Source organism: Sinomonas sp. G460-2 (genome assembly GCF_047759905.1).
In the GTDB taxonomy this organism is placed as follows: Bacteria; Actinomycetota; Actinomycetes; order Actinomycetales; family Micrococcaceae; genus Sinomonas.
This window is the reverse complement of record NZ_JBKZWT010000329.1, coordinates 1-3,914: the sequence shown is the minus strand read 5'-3', so window position 1 is coordinate 3,914 and position 3,914 is coordinate 1. Positions and strand designations below refer to the sequence as shown.

3 protein-coding genes are annotated in these 3,914 nt (G+C 67.1%); 2 read left to right on the top strand and 1 reads right to left on the bottom strand.

What is annotated here, in order from left to right; genetic code table 11:
- Positions 1-282: 282 nt before the first annotated feature.
- Positions 283-981: a hypothetical protein gene (locus ACLN58_RS19130; protein ID WP_415856825.1), complete on the top strand. Its 699-nt coding sequence runs from the start codon at positions 283-285 to the stop codon at positions 979-981.
- 110 nt (positions 982-1,091) lie between these two features.
- A complete protein-coding gene (locus tag ACLN58_RS19125) occupies positions 1,092-2,459 on the top strand; it encodes an MFS transporter (protein ID WP_415856824.1) in 1,368 nt (455 codons plus the stop codon).
- On the opposite strand, the gene tgt is transcribed toward ACLN58_RS19125, so the two are convergent.
- On the bottom strand, positions 2,441-3,712 hold the full coding sequence (tgt, locus tag ACLN58_RS19120) for a tRNA guanosine(34) transglycosylase Tgt (protein WP_415856823.1): 1,272 nt from the start codon (positions 3,710-3,712) through the stop codon (positions 2,441-2,443). The two genes, ACLN58_RS19125 and tgt, sit on opposite strands and share 19 nt — an antisense overlap.
- Positions 3,713-3,914: the final 202 nt, after the last annotated feature.

Genomic DNA, 3,914 nt, shown 5'->3' with positions numbered 1-3,914 from the left:
TGCGTGGTGAGCCCGTGCCCCGCAGCCGCACTCTGCATACCGTGCGGTCGGACCTGTCCCTCTGCAAAAATGTCCCGCCCAAAACCGCGGTTAGGGCGGGACATTTCTGCCGGAGCTGTTCTCTCCGGCCGCGGTGGGAACGGCGGTGGGGGCGACGCGGTGATCCATGCGCTTTCGGGACGTGTCCTCCCGGCTCCGGTGTGGGCTCCCCTTCGTCGAGGGGCCGCGCTTCTGTCGAGGAGACCGCGCAATAATGTCGGGGCCGCGTGCCAGTCTCGTTCCGTGGAACTGAGCCCCGAGAAACGCGAGAAGCCCGAGATCTTCGAGAACCCCGGGACGCCCGGGAAGCCCGAGGACCGTCCCGACACCGATCCGATTGCCGCGCTCCTTGAGCTCGTTACGACGTCTCCGCGGTTTCTGGGGGTCGAGGGCCTGTACTACTGTGACCAGATCGGGCGCGTCGCGGTCCGCGCCGGTCTGAAGGTGCCTCCGCGGCCTAGCCTCGAGGACATTGTGACGAGGCGTGGAACGGATCCGTTCAGCACCGACGGGGCCGCAGATCCGATCTGGTGTCCGCTCCCCGGCGAGCACGACCTGGTCCCGGTGTCGGAACTCAGGGAGGCGCTTTGCGCGGCCCTGTTTGAGGCTGATGGGACGCCGAGAACGGGATTGGCCTCGGACGGGGCCAGCGAGCAGCTCACCGCGGCCGCACTGGAGTACGGACTCGCACCCGCTCTCACCCCCGATGGCGTCGTGACCGTGCTGTCCACGCGAGTCGATCTGGCGGGCCGTCTGGCGTCGAAACTCGTTCCCGCGGCCATGAGCCTCGTCGCGGACGGCCTTATGCTGCGGCTCCGTCGCTGTTCCGACCCATGGTGCCGCGCCCCGTTCCTAGACCGTACTCGCAACGGCATTGCCGCGTCGTGCTCACGAACCTGTTCGGAGAGGGCACGAAAGCGCAGACAGCGGTGGGCCGCGTGAAAGAAGCGTGACCAATATGACCTAAACCCCGACGGAGGCCCGGGCACGCAGTATCGTGGCCCGCGGCCGGGGCGCAGCGGGGCGCCTGGCGGAAAGGTCTCGAACGCACCATGACGACTGCACTCAGCAGCACGCCGGCCGCGGTAACTCGGCGCGCCATTGCCAACACGCTCAAGGGCTCGGCCGGAAACCTCATCGAGTGGTACGACCTGTACGTCTACTCGGCGTTCTCCTCCTACTTTGCGACGTACTTCTTCAACGGCAAGGACCCGGTCCAGGCGCAGATCGACGCCTATCTGACGTTCGCCCTCACGTTCCTCATGCGCCCAGTGGGCAGCTGGTACTTCGGCAGGTTCGCCGATCGTCGAGGACGCCGGGCCGCCCTCACCGTGAGCGTGAGCCTCATGGGCGTCGGCTCGCTGCTCGTCGCGGTCCTCCCGGGCATCGCGCAGATCGGCGTGTGGTCGACCGTTCTCATGTACGCGTCTCGGCTCCTCCAGGGCTTCTCCGTGGGCGGCGAGTACGGCACGAGCGCCACCTACATGAGCGAGGTCGCGACGGCGAAGCGCCGGGGCTTCTTCTCGAGCTTCCAGTACGTCACGCTCGTGGGTGGGCAGGTGCTCGCGCTGCTCACGCTCGTCATCCTCCAGTCGGTCCTGGGCGAGGGCGATCTCAAGGCGTGGGGCTGGCGCATCCCGTTCGCGATTGGCGCCGTCGCGGCCCTCGTCGTCCTCTGGCTGCGCCGCACGATGGACGAGACCATCCCCCAGGAGCAAGTCCGCGCTGCCGAGGCCCATGTAGCCGAGAACCAGGCGAGCGCCGAGCCCGGCACGCTCAAGCTGCTGTTCACGAAGCACTGGAAGGCGTTCGTCGTCGTCGTCCTTCTGACGATGGGCGGGACGTGCGCGTTCTACCTGTACACGACGTACATCCTGAGCTTCATGAACAACGTCTCGCACATCTCGAAGACGCAGACGTCGGTCATCAACTTCTGGGCCCTCTTCGTGTTCATGCTCCTGCAGCCGGTCTTCGGCCTGCTCTCCGACAAGATCGGCCGCCGTCCACAGCTCATCGTGTTCGGCGTGCTCGGTGCGATCTTCACGTGGCCCATCATGGCGACGCTCGCCGGGGTCAAGGACCCCATCGTCGCGTTCCTGCTCATGCTCGCGGGTCTCGTGATCGTGGTGAACTACACGTCGATCAGCGCGCTCGTGAAGGCCGAGCTGTTCCCGTCCTCAATCCGGGCACTCGGCGTGGGCCTGGGGTACGCGGTCGCGAACTCGCTCTTCGGCGGCACCGTTCCGTTCATCGGCGAGTGGCTCTCGAGCTCGGGCCACAAGGAGTGGCTCTTCACGTACGTGACGATCACGATCGTGATCTCGCTCGTCGTCTACATCTTCTTCCTTCCGAGCAGGAAGAAGCCGACACCGCTCGACGACGAGCTCGGCCACGCGTTCGACTACACCCGCGCCCCGTAGTACCGCCCGAGGGTCTCCGCCTTGAACTCCCAGAAGGTGCCGTCCTCGATCGCTTTTCGCGCGTCGTCGACCATGCGCACCACGAAGCGCTCGTTGTGGATCGAGATGAGCGTGTGGGAGAGGAGCTCCTTCGCCTTGTAGAGGTGCCGGATGTAGGCGCGCGAGTAGTTCTGGCACGTGTAGCAGTCGCAACCGTCCTGGAGGGGACCCCAGTCTCGGCGGTACTTCGCGCCGGAGAGGTTGAACCGGCCCTCCGCCGTGTAGAACGCCGAGTTGCGGGCCACACGTGTCGGGGAGACGCAGTCGAAGGTGTCGGCGCCGGCCTCGATCGAGACGAAGATGTCGTCCGGCTCGGAGATGCCGAGCAGGTGCCGGGGCTTGTCCTCGGGCAGCTCCTCGGAGCACCAGCCCACGATCGTGCCGAGGTTCTCCTTCTCGAGCGCGCCGCCAATGCCGAAGCCGTCGAACGGCATGGCGCCGAGGTCCCGGCACGCCTTGCGCCGGAGGTCCTCGTACTGGGCGCCCTGGATCACGCCGAACAGGGCCTGGTACGGCTTTCCCGCGCGCTCGTCCGTGAGGCGGAAGTGCTCGGCGACGCAGCGCTCAGCCCAGCGGCGCGTGCGTTCGAGCGATTCCTCCTGGTAGCCTCGCGAGTTCTGCAGAGTAGTGAGCTCGTCGAACGCGAACATGATGTCCGCGCCGATCTTGTGCTGGACGTTCATCGAGATCTCGGGCGAGAAGCGGTGCCGGTCCCCGTTGAGGTGACTCGTGAACCACACGCCGTCCTCGTCGACGTGCGCGAGCCGCTCCTTGCCGGGGGCCACGGCGTCGTCCGCCCCGGCTGGCGCGCTCGCGGCGACGCTCATCTCGATGACCTTCTTGAAGCCCGAGCCGAGGCTCATGACCTGGAACCCGCCCGAGTCCGTGAACGTGGGCCCGGCCCAGTTCATGAACTTTCCGAGCCCGCCGGCCTCGTCGAGGATCTCCGGCCCGGGCTGGAGGTACAGATGGTAGGCGTTCGCGAGCACGGCCTGCGCCCCGAGGTCGCGGACCGACTCCGGAAGGACGGCCTTGACCGTGGCCTTCGTGCCGACCGCGATGAACGCGGGCGTCTGGATCTCGCCGTGCGGGGTCGTGATGGTGCCCGTCCGGCCGAGCGTTGCTTCCCCGCCTTCGCCCGTGCTGGGATTGCCCGTGAGGCGCGTGTCGACGCGGAAGCTGAACTCGGACTGGCGCGGATGGTCGGAAGGCACCATCCAAGTGTGCCGCACCGAAAACCGCATCAGCGCGCCGCACAGTCCCGGCACAGCCTCGTCCCCTAATCTCGTCCCAAAGCAACAGGAGGGTCCATGAAGCATGGGGGTGGCGCGAGGCGGCGCCGGCGGCTTCCGTTCGAGCGGGTCCTCGGGCGGTCCGCGCGCGTACGACGGCGGCGCCTCACCCTCATCGCTATCG